The organism is Arthrobacter koreensis (assembly GCF_009193255.1).
GTDB classification, from domain to species: Bacteria; Actinomycetota; Actinomycetes; order Actinomycetales; family Micrococcaceae; genus Arthrobacter_B; species Arthrobacter_B koreensis.
On sequence record NZ_WACG01000005.1, the window covers coordinates 144,962 to 159,987 of the forward strand.

At 66.4% G+C, this 15,026-nt stretch carries 16 protein-coding genes and 1 riboswitch; of the genes, 6 read left to right on the forward strand and 10 right to left on the reverse strand.

Annotated elements, in window-relative coordinates:
• Positions 1-2: 2 nt before the first annotated feature.
• The 3 genes from trpS to GD628_RS11420 all read right to left on the reverse strand — a co-directional run bounded on the left by trpS (position 3) and on the right by GD628_RS11420 (position 2,488).
• Complete coding sequence (gene trpS / locus GD628_RS11410; RefSeq protein ID WP_091606861.1) at positions 3-1,031, reverse strand: tryptophan--tRNA ligase; 1,029 nt, start codon at positions 1,029-1,031, stop codon at positions 3-5.
• Between the two features lie 9 nt (positions 1,032-1,040).
• Positions 1,041-1,889 carry an exodeoxyribonuclease III gene (locus GD628_RS11415; protein WP_091606983.1) on the reverse strand — a complete coding sequence of 283 codons (849 nt, stop codon included), beginning with the start codon at positions 1,887-1,889 and terminating at the stop codon, positions 1,041-1,043.
• Positions 1,890-1,975: 86 nt separating this feature from the next.
• Positions 1,976-2,488: a hypothetical protein gene (locus tag GD628_RS11420; RefSeq protein ID WP_091606864.1), complete on the reverse strand. Its 513-nt coding sequence runs from the start codon at positions 2,486-2,488 to the stop codon at positions 1,976-1,978.
• Positions 2,489-2,669: 181 nt separating this feature from the next.
• Between GD628_RS11420 and GD628_RS11425 the strand changes: the two genes are divergently transcribed.
• On the forward strand, positions 2,670-3,191 hold the full coding sequence (locus GD628_RS11425; protein WP_152274788.1) for an O-acetyl-ADP-ribose deacetylase: 522 nt from the start codon (positions 2,670-2,672) through the stop codon (positions 3,189-3,191).
• A gap of 48 nt (positions 3,192-3,239) precedes the next feature.
• On the opposite strand, the gene GD628_RS11430 is transcribed toward GD628_RS11425, so the two are convergent.
• Complete coding sequence (locus GD628_RS11430; RefSeq protein ID WP_152274789.1) at positions 3,240-4,145, reverse strand: GAP family protein; 906 nt, start codon at positions 4,143-4,145, stop codon at positions 3,240-3,242.
• A 125-nt stretch (positions 4,146-4,270) separates the two neighbouring features.
• On the opposite strand from GD628_RS11430, the gene GD628_RS11435 reads away from it, so the two are divergent.
• Both GD628_RS11435 and GD628_RS11440 read left to right on the forward strand, forming a co-directional pair.
• Positions 4,271-5,518, forward strand: a complete 1,248-nt coding sequence (locus tag GD628_RS11435; RefSeq protein ID WP_152274790.1) for a sensor histidine kinase — start codon at positions 4,271-4,273, stop codon at positions 5,516-5,518.
• A complete protein-coding gene (locus GD628_RS11440) occupies positions 5,515-6,201 on the forward strand; it encodes a response regulator (protein WP_152274791.1) in 687 nt (228 codons plus the stop codon). Before GD628_RS11435 ends, GD628_RS11440 begins: the two co-directional genes overlap by 4 nt.
• A 134-nt stretch (positions 6,202-6,335) precedes the next feature.
• On the opposite strand, the gene GD628_RS11445 is transcribed toward GD628_RS11440, so the two are convergent.
• The 6 genes from GD628_RS11445 to GD628_RS11470 form a co-directional block, all read right to left on the reverse strand.
• Positions 6,336-7,190, reverse strand: coding sequence for an ABC transporter permease (locus GD628_RS11445; RefSeq protein WP_091606874.1), 855 nt, complete (start codon positions 7,188-7,190; stop codon positions 6,336-6,338).
• Positions 7,187-8,059, reverse strand: coding sequence for an ABC transporter permease (locus GD628_RS11450; RefSeq protein ID WP_226802500.1), 873 nt, complete (start codon positions 8,057-8,059; stop codon positions 7,187-7,189). Before GD628_RS11450 ends, GD628_RS11445 begins: the two co-directional genes overlap by 4 nt.
• Positions 8,052-9,011 carry an ABC transporter ATP-binding protein gene (locus tag GD628_RS11455; protein ID WP_420837575.1) on the reverse strand — a complete coding sequence of 320 codons (960 nt, stop codon included), beginning with the start codon at positions 9,009-9,011 and terminating at the stop codon, positions 8,052-8,054. The genes GD628_RS11450 and GD628_RS11455 overlap by 8 nt, the downstream gene beginning before the upstream one ends.
• A 94-nt stretch (positions 9,012-9,105) precedes the next feature.
• Positions 9,106-10,044: a bifunctional methylenetetrahydrofolate dehydrogenase/methenyltetrahydrofolate cyclohydrolase gene (locus tag GD628_RS11460; protein WP_152274953.1), complete on the reverse strand. Its 939-nt coding sequence runs from the start codon at positions 10,042-10,044 to the stop codon at positions 9,106-9,108.
• Between the two features lie 20 nt (positions 10,045-10,064).
• Positions 10,065-11,348 (reverse strand): serine hydroxymethyltransferase, encoded by a 1,284-nt coding sequence (gene glyA / locus GD628_RS11465; RefSeq protein ID WP_377955953.1) that lies wholly within the window; start codon positions 11,346-11,348, stop codon positions 10,065-10,067.
• Positions 11,349-11,436: 88 nt separating this feature from the next.
• Positions 11,437-11,525: riboswitch (ZMP/ZTP riboswitch) on the reverse strand.
• A 2-nt stretch (positions 11,526-11,527) separates the two neighbouring features.
• Positions 11,528-12,070 carry a GNAT family N-acetyltransferase gene (locus tag GD628_RS11470; RefSeq protein WP_091606882.1) on the reverse strand — a complete coding sequence of 181 codons (543 nt, stop codon included), beginning with the start codon at positions 12,068-12,070 and terminating at the stop codon, positions 11,528-11,530.
• Positions 12,071-12,139: 69 nt separating this feature from the next.
• On the opposite strand from GD628_RS11470, the gene purU reads away from it, so the two are divergent.
• The 3 genes from purU to GD628_RS11485 all read left to right on the forward strand — a co-directional run bounded on the left by purU (position 12,140) and on the right by GD628_RS11485 (position 14,981).
• Positions 12,140-13,033, forward strand: coding sequence for a formyltetrahydrofolate deformylase (gene purU, locus GD628_RS11475; RefSeq protein ID WP_091606993.1), 894 nt, complete (start codon positions 12,140-12,142; stop codon positions 13,031-13,033).
• Positions 13,034-13,106: 73 nt separating this feature from the next.
• Positions 13,107-13,631: a gamma carbonic anhydrase family protein gene (locus tag GD628_RS11480; RefSeq protein WP_152274794.1), complete on the forward strand. Its 525-nt coding sequence runs from the start codon at positions 13,107-13,109 to the stop codon at positions 13,629-13,631.
• Positions 13,632-13,772: 141 nt separating this feature from the next.
• Positions 13,773-14,981, forward strand: a complete 1,209-nt coding sequence (locus GD628_RS11485; protein ID WP_152274795.1) for an ROK family transcriptional regulator — start codon at positions 13,773-13,775, stop codon at positions 14,979-14,981.
• Positions 14,982-15,026: the final 45 nt, after the last annotated feature.

Genomic DNA, 15,026 nt, shown 5'->3' on the forward strand with positions numbered 1-15,026 from the left:
GCTTAGCGGGCGGTTGAACCCAGTGGGAGGAAACCGATCTTCTCGTACACATCGGCAAGTGTAGCCGACGCCGTTTCCCTGGCTTTCATTGCGCCCTTGGCCAGCAGCCGGTCCAGTTCGGCGGGATCGTCCAGGAGTGCCAGTGCACGCTCCCGGATCGGCCGGATGTGTTCCGTGACTGTTTCCGCCAGGTCCACTTTCAGGTGTCCGTACATCTTTCCCTCGTATTCCTTGACCAGGGTGTCGACGCTGCGGCCGGTGATCAGGGAGTAGATGGAGAGCAGGTTGGAGATGCCTGGCTTGGTTTCCCGGTCGAAGCGGATCTCCGTGCCGTCATCCGTCACGGCTGATTTGATCCGCTTGGCAATGACTTTGTCCGGGTCCAGGAGGTTGATCAGGCCGGCCGGTGATTCTGCTGACTTCGACATCTTGGCGGCCGGGTTCTGGAGGTCATAGATCTTCGCGGATTCCTTCTGGATGAAGGCTTCAGGAACCGTGAACGTCTCGCCATAGCGGCTGTTGAAGCGCTTCGCGAGGTCCCGGCTCAGTTCAACGTGCTGGCGCTGGTCCTCGCCCACGGGGACGCCGTGGGGGTGGTACAGCAGGATGTCCGCCACCTGCAGGATCGGGTAGGTGAACAGGCCGACGCTGGCGGCGTCCGCGCCGAAACGCTGCTGCTTATCCTTGAACTGGGTCATCCGGGACGCTTCGCCGAAACCGGTCAGGCAGTTCAGCACCCAGGCCAGCTGCGCGTGTTCGGGAACCTGTGACTGGACGAACAGTGTGGCGTTGTCCACGTCCACGCCGCCGGCAATGTACTGCGCGGCCGTGACGCGGGTGCGCTGCCGGAGGTCCGCGGGGTCCTGCGGGACAGTGATCGCGTGCAGGTCAGGGATGAAGAAATACGCGTCGTACTGCTCCTGCAGCCGTACCCAGTTCACCAGGGCACCCAGGTAGTTGCCCAGGTGGAGTGAATCCGCGGAGGGCTGCATTCCGGAGAGGATGCGCTGGCGGGCGGGGGTCTGCGTCATGTCTTTGCCTCAGAACTTATAGTCGACAACCACGGGCGCGTGGTCGGAGAATCGGGCGTCGTAGGTAGCTGCACGGTCGACGACGGCGCTGACGGCGCGGTCGGCGAGGGCGGGAGTGGCCATGTGGTAATCGATGCGCCAGCCGGCGTCGTTGTCGAAGGCCTGGCCGCGCCAGGACCACCAGGTGTACGGACCCGGCACGTCCCCGGCAAGCTTGCGGGCAACATCCACGTAACCGATCTCGTCGCTGAAGAAGCGGTCGAAGTAGGCGCGTTCTTCAGGCAGGAACCCTGCCCGCTTCACGTTGCCCTTCCAGTTCTTGATGTCCAGGGTGGTGTGGCCTACGTTCAGGTCACCTACGATCAGGGCGTAGTCGCTGGTGGCGGCGAGCACCGGCAGCCTGGCTGCCATGACGTCCAGGAAACGGTATTTGTCATCCTGTTTGGGGGTGCCTGCTTCACCGGAGTGCACGTAGGCGCTGACCACCGTGAGCAGCTTTTCTTCTCCATCCACCGGGACCTTGAAGTCTGCTTCGACCCAGCGGCCGGAAAGGGCGAAGTAGTCTTCGCCAATGTGTTCGCGCACGGCTACCGGCTCCATGCGGGACACGATCGCCACACCGGCACGGCCCTTGGCTTCCGCCTCGGCGTGCAGGATGTGCCAGTCGCTGCCCAGCAGGTCACGGACAATGGCGTCGGGAGCACGCACTTCCTGGAGGCACAGGATGTCGACGCCGCGCTCGGCGAGCCAGTCTGCCATGCCCCGCTTGTACGCAGCGCGGATGCCGTTCACATTGACGGTTGCGATCCTCAGTGCCGGGGATCCGTTTTCAGGGCTGGAGTCCCCAGTCGATTCCATGCTCACGCCAAATACCTTACCCCTCAGTAGCTTTCGTTTCCGGCGGTGCCGGCGGGCGCGTAACGTTGCGCCGTCTTCCCTGCTGCCTAGTCGACTACGGTGCCTTCTACCGGTCCGCCGTCGTCCTTCTTCATCATTCCGCGGGCATTGTGCGCCGTGATCTCAATCGTTTCGATGGCGCGGGCAACCTGGTCGGCGTCGGTGCCGAGGTTGTCGCGAATCACCTTTGACTGGACCTGGATGATCTTGAAGCTGTGGTCCAGCTTCTGGTCGCGGATGAGCGTTGCCTCATCCATGACTTCCACGGAAGGCGCCGCACCTGAGGCACGGTTCAGTGAATCCTGGGCCTGGGCGAGTTTTGCCCCGGCCTTCCGGGCTGCCCCGCGGATGCTGAAGACCACGAAGGCGAAGAGCAGCAGCCAGCCCAGGGAGATGATCACCACCAGCCAGCCAACGACGTCGTTCTCATTGGCGGCGAAGAGCACGGCAACGATGAACACGAAGACCATGACGGCGGTGCCGATCGTGGCCATCTGGCGGCTGATACCCCGGCCGGGATTGCTTGCGGACGGCGTCTTGCCGTTACGGATGGACTGCATATTCTTATTCTCTCAAATTTTCGGGGTGGCTCCTTCCGACTTCCCCCTCGGCGAAACGAGATGGCAGATACGGCTCTTTTGAGGCGCCAAACGAGCCTTATCTGCCATCTCGATGACGGGAGTTGGGTTAGGGACGGGGTTTGGGTTGCCGGTGTGCTGCCGCGGCTGGAAGGCTGGGCCCATGGAGATTGAGCTGGTGCAGGGAGACATCACAACGCGCGACGTCGATGCGGTGGTCAATGCCGCGAACTCGTCTTTGCTGAGCGGCGGCGGAGTGGACGGCGCCATTCACCGGGCTGCCGGCCGAGAGCTGCTGGAGGCGTGCCGGGCCCTGAGGCAGGGCGAGTACCGGGACGGGCTGCCGGTAGGCGAAGCAGTTGCGACTGGGGCGTTCAATCTTCCGGCGCAGTGGGTGATCCACACCGTGGGTCCCAACGCGGCGGCCGGGCAGACGGATCCTGAGCTGCTGCGCCGTGCTTTTGCCAACAGCCTGGCGGTGGCGGAGGAACTCGGAGCCGCGACGGTAGCATTCCCCGCGATCAGCGCCGGAGTCTATGGCTGGGACGCCGGGGACGTGGCCCGTACCGCTGTGCAGGCAGTCCGCGACCACCGGGGCACCGGAATCGAACGGGTGGAATTCGTGCTCTTCAGCGAACGGGTGCTCCAGGCTTTCCGGGCGGCGCTGGCCGAGTCCGGCGACTAAGCACCACCCCCCAAAAAAGAAGGCTCTCCGGCCGGGGGCGAGTGTCCGTCAGCCCCCAAACGGGTTCCAGGACGCGTCCGGGAACAGCCCGGCCAGTCCGGCGCGGAGCAGCAGGAACCCCACAATTCCCACGATCCACAGCACAGCCTCCCCCGAGGCCTTGGTCAGCCAGGCCCGCAGCCGTTCAAGCGGCCCGTCAAGGCGTTTGCCCAGCAGCCCGCGGGCAAGCACCAGCACCGCGGCGGGAAGCAGCATCACCAGGCAGTAAAGCACCAGCATCCCTGCCGAAGCGCTCCAGCCGATCCCTGACGAGGTGAGCAGCCCCACCGCAGCCAGGTAGGGCAGCATCGTGGGAAGCTCAAGGACCCCTGCCAGCAGTGCCAGTCCCAGCAGTCCCCCGCGTGAGTGCAGTGCCTTGCCAATACGGCGCTGCCAGCGGTGTTCGGTGGCCTGCGAGCGCTGCACCGACGCCGTTGCACCGGTGCCGGTAGCCGTCCCCGCGCCGCCAGCACCAGCGCCAGCACCGGCGCCGGTAGCCGACGCCGTTGCGCCGGCGCCGGCCGCCGCAGCACCAGCCACTCCGGCGTCCTCCCCTGCCTGTGCCGGACCGGATTGTGCCGGAACAGGCTTGCCGCCCTTAAGCGAGGTGTCCTTGAAGGACCAGATGAGCATTCCGGCTCCGGCCGCAACCATCAGCACCTGGACCGCCGGCAGCTCGAACACGGAGGCCGCTCCGCCGCCCAGGACACGGCCCAGTCCTGCGGCACCGGAGAGCAGCAGCAACCCAATTGCGAAATAAAACACACCCACCGCACCGAGGTACGTGGCGACCTTCCCCGTAGTCCGTCCCGCGTCCCGCCGCATCAGCAGCCACACGGGAATAACCAGCGTGCCGATGCTGGTGCTGTCGATCAGGGCAAGCACGCCCAGCTGCACAAAAGTCTCCGGAGTCATGTCCCCTACCTTTCCGCCGTTCCTGCCTGCCGGAATCCGGCCTAGGAAGTAGCGGGCATCATCCTTTAGTGCAATGCCGGTGGAACCTGCTTGGCGGGAAGCAACGCCCACGTCAGGATGGAACCATGAACTCCTTTGGGGACCAGGCTCCGCCGGCCCGCCGGATCCGCCGCGAAGACGCGCTGCTGGCGCTCGGGTACGCCGCCCTGGCCTGGCTGCTGCACTCCCTGGACCTCACTGCCACCGGCAGGGCCGCGTTCCCGGCGCTGGCCCCCTGGTGGCCGGTCCTCACGCTGGTAGGCTGCGTCGCCGTCGTGCTTCGCCGCCGGCACACGGCGGTGATGGTGACTGCCTGCTTCACCACTGGCGTACTCCTGGTGCTGGGAAACAGCACGGTGGGACTTTTCCTGGCGTTCGAAGCGGTGTTCTCCCTGGTGCTCTTCGGCTCTGCCCGCGCCGCCCGGGTCGCGGAGGTGAGCGTCCTGGTGCTGTGCGGCGCTTCAGGCGTGGCGGTGTGGTCCCTGACGGGAGACCTGAGCGACGGCGTCACGGTGGTCCTGCTGACCGGCATGGTGCTGCTGCTCCCGGCCGAGTGGGCATCCAACCTGCGCAAGGCCGGCCAGCTGGCGGAGAGCGAGTCCGCACGGGCAGCCGCCATCCGCGCCGCTGCCCGCGACCAGGAACGCCTGGCCGCGCGCGAACACGAACTGGCCCTGGCAGCCGAACGGCAGGACATGGCCAGGGAACTGCATGACGTGCTTTCTTCCAGGCTCTCCGCCATCGCCCTTCAGTCAGGTGCTGCCCTGCGCAGCCCGCAGGGCAGCACCCTTCCTGCCGAGGTACTGGCGCACGTGCGCCACGAGTCCGTGAAGGGACTTGAGGAACTGAACGGGATGATCCGCACCCTCAGCACTGGTGTGCCGCGTCCCCTTGCCGGCAGCATCCAGGACCTCGATGCGGTGGTAGCCGGACACCGGGCGGCCGGAATGCGCATTGACTGGACGAACCTGGCGGGCAGCGGCATCCCGTCACCGGTGCAGGCAGCCGTCTACCGGATTGCCGTGGAGGCGCTGGTGAACGCTGCCCGGCACTCAAACGGCGCGCGGGTTCGCGTGCTGCTGGACCAGACGGCTTCAGGGCTCCGGCTGCTGGTGGAGGACGACGGCGGCTTGCCGGCCGCAGCAGCCTCCCCCCAGTCGGGCACGGGCACCGGCATACCCAGCATGCTGGCACGCGCCGAGCAGCTGGGCGGCAGGGCGTGGGCCGGTCCGGACCCTGCGGGCAGCGGCTGGAAAGTCGAGGCCGAACTGCCCTTCAGCACTACACCGCGTCCGGACGCAGCAACGATCAATGCAGGAGGAACCGCAGGATGAGCACGAACATACGGGTGCTGCTGGCGGACGACCACGCAGCCATCCGCCTGGGCATGCGCATGGTTCTCGAGACCGAGCCGGGGTTCGAGGTAGTCGGCGAAGCTGCCGACGGCGCCACCGCGGTGCGCATGGCCCGTGCGCTGGGTCCGGATGTTGTGCTGATGGACCTGCGGATGCCCGTGGTGGACGGCGTTCAGGCCACGGACCAGATTGCTGCGGCCGGTCTGGCGAAGGTCGTCGCACTGACCACCTTCGACCACGACTCCTACCTTTTTGGGGTGCTCTCCGCCGGTGCGTCCGGGTTCCTGCTCAAGACGGCCGAACCCTCGGAAATTACCGCGGCGCTGCGCCGGGTTCACGACGGCGGCACCGTCATTGCGCCGGAAGTCACCGGACGCCTGGTGGACGCTTTCGTCTCCGGGCGCGCCGCCTCCAGCGCGGATACGCCGTCAGGCACGGACGGGAACCCGGCATCCGCGCAGCCGGCTCCCGAGACGGAGCTGACGGCCCGTGAGGAGGAAGTCCTTCACTGCCTGGCCGAGGGCCTGAGCAATGTCCGCATCGCGCGCAAACTGGGCATCTCCGAAACCACGGTCAAAACCCACGTTTCAAGGGTGCTGGCCAAGCTCGGCGTCGAATCCCGTCTGCAGGCAGCCCTGGCCGCCCGGGTCCGGACGCCCTAACCCAGCTGCATCCGCTGCCGAGGAGCGGGCGGCGCGGGCGGGATCCGAGGGGCGGGCGGCGCGGACGGGATCCAGGGGATTCACGCGCGGGCAGCGGGATGCACCCGCGGGTGCCCGGCCCGGTTCCGCTGCCGCTACTTCTGGAACAGTGCTTCGAGCCGGCGGGTAGTGACCATCAGGCCGATCGCGATCATCACTACGAAATAGAGCAGGTGGCCGGCCGTTGCCAGGCTGAACGCTCCGGCGCTGATCTGGCGCAGCATCTCCACGCCGTGCCACAGGGGCAGTGCCTGGATCAGCCACTGCACGGCCTGCGGGTAGACACTCAGCGGATAGAAGGTGGCTGAGAACAGGAACATCGGAAGCATCACGAAGCTCACCCAGTCCAGCTGCTGGAAGGTCTTCATGTAGCTGGTGATCGCCATCCCGAAGGACGCGAATCCAAAAGCCACGACTACCGCCGCCGGAATCATCAGCAGCGCGGTTGGTGAGGTCACCAGGCCCATCGCTGCCATGACGGCGGTGAAGCCGGTGGCATACATGGCTCCGCGGAGCAGCGCCAGCAGGATCTCCCCCAGTGCTACGTCCAGCGGACCCAGCGACGTGGCCAGCATGCCCTCATAGAGCCGGGCGTAGTTCAGCTTGAAGAAAACGTTCATGGTGGAGTCGTACACCGCGCCGTTCATGGCGGATACGGCCAGCAGCGCCGGGGCGATGTACGCCGCGTAGCTGATCTGTTCCCCGCCCGGACCCGTGACCGTGCCAATGAGCGCGCCCAGTCCGATTCCCATGGCGAGCAGATACAGCACGGGTTCGACGAAGCCGCTGATCATGATGGACCAGTTGGTTCCCCAGGTGGCCTTGAGCCCGCGGGCAAACACCGCGCGGATATTCCGGGCGTACAGGGAACCCAGGAAGCGGTTCCCTGCCACTCCCGGTGACGTGGGCGCAAGGAACTCCGCTGCGCCGGTCTGGGGTCCAGTACTCATTTGCCAAGCCTCCGGGTGAAAGTGCGCCGTGCCAGGACCCAGCCGCCTGTTGCAAGTGCCAGGAGGTAGGCAACGTGGACAACTGTCAGCAGGAGTGGCTCGGCCAGGCCGTAGCTGAACAGCCGGCCCAGTTCGGTGGCGTGCCACAGCGGGGAGATCCAGCCAATCCAGCGGATCACCAGGGGCAGGGTATCCAGCGGGAAGAAGGTGCCGGAGAACAGGAACAGCGGCATGACGATGAACCGCTGCACCATGGCGAACTGTCCGCGGTCCTCGGTGATCGACGCGCTGTACGCCATCAGCGGCAGCCCAAAGGCGAGCCCGCCCAGGATGGCCGAGAAAATCATCAGCCAGGCTGTGGCGGGCTGGCCGGCCGCGCCGAACAACAGGAGGAACCCGAAGTAGGCGCCACAGGTGATCAGCAGCCGCACACCGAGCCCCAGCACGTGCCCGTCCACCAGCTGACCGCTGGACAGCGGCGATGCGTTCGGCCCGTAGTAGGTCCGCCGCCATTTGAAGCCGGACATCACCGTGTAGGTGTTTTCCTCGCTGGAGACCATGATCGCCGCCGTCGCCAGCAGGGCCGGCGCCACGAACATCAGGTAGGAGACCGAGCTGCCGTTTCCCGCTTCGAATGCCGCGTTGGTCCCGGTGTCCACCAGCGAGGCGAGTCCGATTCCCATGCCGAAGAGGTAGACGAGCGGAGTTCCGACGGCCGTGACCAGCACGGTAATTCCGTAGCCGCGCATCCGGCGCAGCCAGTGCTCCGCATAGTAGAAGGCACCGAAGCGCCTGGCCCTGCGGGCGGTTTCCTCGGGAGTAAGCGGGGACCGGAGTCCCAGGACGGCGTGGGTGCGCTGCTCAGTCAACGAGGCTCCTGCCGGTGAGGCGGAGGAAGACGTCCTCCAGCGAGGAACGCCGGACCAGCGAGGTGATGGGCCGCAGGCCGCGGGCACTGACCGCCTCCAGCGCCGCCTCGCCGTCGTTCGCGTAAATCAGCACCCTGTCCGGCAGCGTCTCGAGCCGTTCCCCGATTCCGTCCAGTTCCGCGGCAACCGTTGTGTTGCGTTCGGATCCGAAGCGCAGCTCCACCACTTCTCGGGAGGAGTGGGTGCGGATCAGGGCTGCGGGAGATCCTTCAGCCATGATGGTGCCCTTGTCCACCACGATCAGCCGATCGCAGAGCTGCTCGGCTTCGTCCATGTAGTGGGTGGTGAGGATCAGCGTGACGCCGGCTTCCTTCAGCCGGAAGAGCCGGTCCCAGAGGATGTGGCGGGCCTGCGGATCCAGCCCGGTGGTGGGCTCGTCCAGCAGCAGGATCCTGGGATCGTTGATGAGTGAGCGCGCGATGGTCAGCCGGCGCTTCATGCCGCCGGAGAGGTCATCCACCCGCGCCTTGGCCTTGTCCGTGAGCTGGGCGAACTCCAGCAGTTCGTCCGCTTTGGGCTGCAGGTAGCTTTTGGGCAGTCCGAAGTAGCGGCCGTAGGCAAGCAGGTTGTCCCGGACGCGCAGTTCCTCATCCAGGTTGTCCTGCTGCGGAACCACGCCGAGGTGGGCCCGGACCTCCGGTCCGTTCGTGTTGGGATCAAGGCCCATGATCGCCAGCTCACCGGAGGTGCGGCGGGAGACTCCGCCAATCATCTTCATGGTGGTGGATTTGCCGGCGCCGTTCGGGCCAAGGAGCCCGAAGGCCTCCCCTGCCGGAACCGCGAAGCTGATTCCGTCTACGGCAGTGAAGTCCCCGTAGGACTTGGTGAGGTTCGACGCGGCGATAACCGGGCCCTGGAAGCCGCTGACAGCGGAAGTCTTGGAAGTTGTGATCTGCGGCACCCGGCAATCATAGTGCAGGGCGCGGGGGAAACACGCAGGCCCGCCCTCCTGCGTGGAGGACGGGCCTGTTTGTTGTACCGGTGGCCTAAGCGCCGGGGAGGATTCCCACGCTGCGCTCCGCGGCTTCAACCACGTTGGCCAGCAGCATGGCCCGGGTCATCGGGCCCACGCCGCCGGGGTTCGGCGACATCCAGGACGCGACGGACGCCGCGTCCTTATCGACGTCGCCGCTCAGGGTTGTCTTGCCGGTCTCCGGGTCGGTAACCCGGGTGACGCCCACGTCCAGGACGATGGCGCCCGGCTTGAGCTCGGCGGCCTTGATCATGCCGGGGAAGCCTGCGGCCGCAACAACGACGTCGGCCTCAGCCAGCAGTTCGGGCAGGTTGACCGTGCCGGTGTGCGCCAGGGTCACCGTGGCGTTGATCTGCCGGCGGGTCAGGAGCAGTCCCAGCGGCCGGCCCACGGTGACTCCGCGGCCGATCACCAGGACGTTCTTGCCGGTCAGGACCAGCCCGTTGCGCACCAGCAGCTGCACAATGCCGTGCGGGGTGCACGGCAGCGGCGAGGTCATCGGATCCGAGACGTTGAGCACCAGGCGGCCCAGGTTGACCGGATGCAGGCCGTCGGCGTCCTTCTCCGGGGCAATCCGCTCCAGAATCGCGTTGGTGTCCAGGTGCTTGGGCAGCGGGAGCTGGACGATGTAGCCGGTGACAGCCGGGTCCTCATTCAGCTCGTCGATGACCTTCTCCAGCTCCTCCTGGCTGATGTCGGCAGGAAGGTCGCGGCGGATGGAGTTAATGCCAACCTGGGCGCAGTCCTTGTGCTTGCCGCCCACGTAGGAGTGGCTTGCCGGGTCATCGCCTACCAGTACGGTGGCCAGGCCCGGAGTGATGCCGTGATCGTCCTTGAGGACCTGGATGCGCTCGGCGAGCTCTGCCTTGATGTCCTTGGCCGCCTGGATGCCGTCAAGCAGCTGGGCGGTGGCGGGGGCGGTTTCCTCTGCGGTTTCCACGGAGCCTTCCATGTTCGTGCCTTTTTCCACGTTTACCATTCCTCCTGGCCCGGGTAGAGCGGGAAGTCCTCGGCGAGTGCGGTGACCCGGCGGCGCAGTGCCTCCGTGTCCGGGGCGGGCTTCAGCGCGGCGGCAATGATCTCAGCCACCTCGGTGAATTCCTTCGCTCCGAAGCCGCGCGTGGCCAGGGCCGGGGTGCCGATACGCAGCCCGGAGGTGACCATCGGCGGGCGCGGATCGAACGGAATCGAATTGCGGTTCACGGTGATGCCCACCGAGTGCAGCAGGTCTTCGGCCTGCTTGCCGTCCAGTTCGGAGTTGCGCAGGTCCACCAGGATCAGGTGCACGTCCGTGCCGCCGGTCAGTACCGAAACGCCGTGTTCCGCCACGTCAGCCGCGGTTAGCCGGTCAGCGATGATGCGGGCGCCTTCCAGGACGCGTTCCTGCCGCTCGCGGAACTCTTCCGAACCGGCCACCTTGAAGGCCACGGCCTTGGCTGCGATGACGTGCATCAGCGGGCCGCCCTGCTGGCCCGGGAAAACGCTGGAGTTGATCTTCTTGCCGAACTCTTCCCTGGCCAGGATCATGCCGGAGCGGGGACCGGCGAGGGTCTTGTGCACCGTGGAGGTCACGACGTCGGAGTACGGCACCGGGCTCGGGTGCAGCCCCGCCGCCACCAGTCCCGCGAAGTGCGCCATGTCGGTCCAGAGGTAGGCACCGACTTCGTCAGCAATGGAACGGAACGCCTCGAAGTCAAGCTGGCGCGGGTAGGCGGACCAGCCGGCAATGATGACCTGCGGCTTCTCGGCGAGCGCCTGTTCCCGGACCTTGTCCATGTCCACGCGGCAGGTTTTCTCGTCCACGCCGTAGGCGGCAACTTCGTAGAGCTTGCCGGAGAAGTTCAGCTTCATGCCGTGGGTCAGGTGCCCGCCGTGGGCCAGGTTCAGGCCCATGATCTTGTCTCCGGGCTTGATCAGTGCTGCCAGGGCAGCTGCATTGGCCTGCGCGCCGGAGTGCGGCTGCACGTTGGCGAACTCGGCGCCGAAGAGGGCCTTGACCCGCTCGATGGCGAGGTTCTCGGCTACGTCCACCTGCTCGCAGCCGCCGTAGTAGCGGCGTCCGGGGTAGCCCTCGGCATATTTGTTGGTCAGGACGGAACCCTGGGCTTCCAGGACCGCACGCGGTGCGAAGTTTTCGGAAGCGATCATTTCCAGCGTGTTGCGCTGGCGGGCCAGTTCCCCGTCCAGGACTGCGGCGATCTCCGGGTCAACCTCGGAGAGAGGGGCGTTGGTGACGGGCTGGGTGGATAGTCTCACGTGGATCTCCTGGGGAAGGGTGTTCTATAGGTCAGGCTACCTGCCGGGCACCCCCGGGGTCCGGGCATGACAAACAGATGACAACTTGACCGAAGGCCCAGGCGTGCGATCCGCGGTATCTTCCTGCTGTGCCGCTTCCTGGTGGTTACCCACCCAACGCCAGTCGCGACGGTTTCATCCTACCGTGCGTCCAGATCCTCCCACTCGAAACCGGTAACGGTTCCGGCTTCCCAGTCAGACCGCAGCCGGCCGTAGGCAACTTCCGCCACCCGCTGCCCGTCCGGCAGCGGCCACTCCTGGCGCAGGTGGCCTTCCTTCACAAAACCGGAGCGCAGCAGCGTCTTGCGCATGGCAATGTTGTCTTCCCGCATCCTGCCCGCGAAACGGCGCAGGTGCGGGTGGTCCGTGAATACCTTGTCCGTCAGGGCCTTCAGCACGGGGACACCCTTGCCCCCGCCCCGGTGCTCCTCCACCAGCCGCAGATCAAAATACGCAGTGTCCTCGTTGAGGTTTTCGAGGATGACCAGGCCCATCCGGTGGTTGTCGCCGAAGACCCAGAAGGTGCACACGCCGTCGGACTCGAACCTGCCCTCCAGCAGCAGCCGGCGCACCAGTTCCTCGGAGGGCGCGGTAATGCGGTGGAACGGAAAACTGTTGGTGGTCAGGAACCTGACCAGCTCCTCTTCGTCCTTATCCATGAGCGGGGCGAAAGTAACGTCCATTCACCCAGCCTAGGCCGTGGCGCCCCGGGCGGTAACCTTGGGAAGGTGAGAGAAGATGCCACTGCCGGGCTGCCGGCTTCCCCCGTTTCCCCGTCCTTCGACGACGGCGCCGCTGCAGGCTCCGGTGCCTACACCCTGACGCTGTCCTGTGCCGACCGGCCTGGAATCGTCCACGCCGTCTCCGGCGCCCTGGCCGGGGCAGGCGGGAACATCACGGAGTCTCAGCAGTACGGCAGCCCGGACTCCGGCACGTTCTTCATGCGCGTGGACTTCACAGCTCCGGGAACCTACGACGGCGTCCGCTCCCTTCTTGCCCCGGTGGCAGGCCAGTTCGGCATGGACTGGGAACTGCACCGCGCAGGCGTACCGGTGCGCACGCTGATCATGGCGTCCAAGGACGGGCACTGCCTCAATGACCTGCTCTTCCAGCAGCGGGCCGGCAACCTGCCCATCGAGATCCCCGCAATCGTCTCCAACCACCGTGACCTCGCCGGCCTCGCCGAGTTCTACGGCATTCCCTTCCACCACATCCCGGTCACCGCGGACACCAAGCAGGAAGCGGAGGACCAGCTCCGTACACTCATGGCGGAGCTGGACATCGAGCTGGTAGTGCTGGCCCGGTACATGCAGATCCTCAGCAACGAACTCTGCCAGGAACTCTCCGGCCGGGCGATCAACATCCACCACTCCTTCCTGCCCTCCTTCAAGGGCGCCCGTCCGTATCACCAGGCGCATGCCCGCGGCGTGAAGCTGATCGGAGCCACTGCCCACTACGTCACGTCGGACCTGGACGAGGGACCGATCATCGAGCAGGAGGTCATCCGGGTGGACCATTCCCGGACCGCCCAGCGCCTCGCGGCCCTGGGCGCCGGAGTGGAGGGCCGCACCCTCTCGAAGGCCGTGCAGTGGCACGCCGAACACCGCGTTCTGCTTGACGGCCGCCGGACCATCGTCTTCAACTAGGCCCGTGCCTTCGCCGTCTGACGGCGGCAGCGGTGCCTCGATCCCCATGGCCGCCGCCCGCTAGAGTTGTCACATGGCTCACATCGTTACCCTCCGCGGCAAGACTCCCGTCATCGACCCGTCCGTTTTCCTGGCACCCACGGCGTCCGTGATCGGCGACGTCGAACTGGGTCCGGGTGCCAGCGCCTTCTACGGTGTCTGCGTGCGCGGAGACTCCAGCTCGATCCGGGTGGGCACGGGAACAAACCTGCAGGACAACGTGGTGCTGCACGCGGATCCCGGGTTTCCCACCACGGTAGGCGACCGGGTCAGCGTGGGCCACAGCGCCGTCGTCCACGGATGCACGGTTGAGGACGACTGCCTGGTGGGCATGAGCGCAACCATCATGAACGGAGCGGTGATTGGTGCCGGCTCGCTCGTCGCTGCAGGAGCCCTGGTACTCGAGGGCACCCAGGTTCCGCCGCGGTCGCTCGTTGCCGGCGTTCCGGCCAAGGTCCGGCGCACACTGAGCGATGAGGAATTCGAGGCGGTCCAGCGCAATGCGGCGCATTACCTGGAGATGGCGGCGGAGCACCGCGAGGCGCTGGCCGGAAGCTAGGCCCGCTCCGGTCCCGGCCTTCCCGCTCCCCTGCCCTCCGCCGGTTTCCCGGCTCCCGGCCGGACAAGTAACTTCCCACCGTGCAAAACACGTTGCGTTCAATTCTTGACGACAAGCCCCCTGTATAGGACGCTGAACTCTATGTCTGCCGAATCACCCTCGACGATGAGGGCACTTCCTGCCGCCGGCCGGCGAACAAAACCTGGTTCCCAGACCGCACTGCGGGCCCGAAATCAGCAGCGCATCCAGGATGCGCTGCTTGCCGCCGGGCCCCAGACCCAGGCCGAACTCTCCCGGGCCACGGGCCTTTCCAGCGCCACCGTGTCAAACATTGTGCGGCACATGTCGGAATCGGGCCTGGTCAAGACGGAGCCCACCACCAGTTCAGGCCGCCGTGCCCTGTCGGTGCGGCTGAATGACACCGGCGCGGTGGCAGCCGGCATCGACATCGGCCGGCGCCACGTCCGGGTAGTGCTGGCCACGCTTGGCTACCGGATCATCGGAGAAGACTCGATCTCCCTTCCCGCCGGCCACAGCGCCGACGAAGGCATGGACGCCGCCGCGGAACTGTTCGACTCCGTCCTTGCCGCTGCGGACGTCGGCCGGGACCGCGTGCTGGGCGCCGGCGTCGGCATCCCCGGCCCCATCGACCGGCGCAGCGGCACCGTGGTGCGCGGGGCCATCCTTCCCGAATGGGTCGGGATCAACATGCGCGAAGACCTTGCCGTTCGCCTCCGGGTCCCGGTCCACATCGACAACGATGCGAACCTGGGTGCCCTGGCCCAGGTCACCTGGGGCCCGCACGGCGGCTGCGAGAACCTCATCTTCGTCAAGGTGGCCACGGGCATCGGTGCCGGGCTGGTGATCAACGGGTCCCTGTTCTACGGGCATGTGGGAATCACCGGCGAAATAGGGCACGCCACCATTTCCGACCAGGGGCTCATCTGCCGGTGCGGCAACCGCGGCTGCCTCGAAACCGTGGCTTCAACGGCCACGATGATCGACCTGCTCAGCCGGGCAGCAGCCGAACCGGTGACCACAATGGACATCATCCGCCAGGCAGCGGCAGGGGACCCGGCAACCCTGCGGGTGGTGGACGACGCCGGTATGGCCGTGGGACGGGCCGTGGCAGGCATTGCCAACGCACTGAATCCGGAGGTGATCGTCGTCGGCGGTTCCCTGACCGAGCTGGGCGACGCATTCCTGAATCCGATCGAGCGCGGGCTGCTGCGCCACGCGGTGCCGCTGATCGGGGAAACCACCACCGTTACGATGTCATCCCTGGGCGACCGCGCCGAAGCGCTCGGCGCGGCCGCGCTGGTTCTGGCCATGGCCGACGCAGTGCTCTGACCTGAGCCGTTTCTTCGGAACATCCATTTATTTAGAATCTATGTT